Source organism: Vibrio sp. 10N.222.55.C6, from assembly GCF_041473395.1.
In the GTDB taxonomy this organism is placed as follows: Bacteria; Pseudomonadota; Gammaproteobacteria; order Enterobacterales; family Vibrionaceae; genus Vibrio; species Vibrio crassostreae_C.
In genome coordinates, this window is record NZ_JBFRSD010000595.1 from 1 (window position 1) to 417 (window position 417).

A 417-nucleotide genomic window follows, 5' to 3' on the forward strand; every position below is an offset into this window, starting at 1 on the left:
CCATTATCAACAGTGAAAAATCGCAAAACCAGTTTTATGTTCAAGTTCAATATGACCCCGAGTCATTTGTACAAAAGCTCACTGCTTGGTTAAAGAAATCACAATGTCACAGTGAATTACACCCATACTGGTCAACAACGACCATGCTAAAAAACTGGGTAGAACAACACCAATGTCTGCCGGATATAGATATCGAGCGGTTTGCTGGGGGCTGGATGCTCTCCAGCAGTAGTGGCCAGTTAATACTACCCGAAGCAAAGTATAACCACCTATTTTTCAACTATTCAGATGACAGTATAGATATTCAATCATCCAAGCGACGACTCAATGCTGGCGACCATTACTTTATTCAACTCAACTCAAACCAAGCGGGTTACCTCTCTTTGTTTCAAGTTTATGAAGATGGCAGTACTGGCG

General features: G+C 41.7%; 1 pseudogene. It reads left to right on the forward strand.

Features of this window, described 5'->3' with window-relative positions:
• A pseudogene (locus AB4486_RS25250) lies at positions 1-417 on the forward strand (hypothetical protein); the annotation flags it as partial.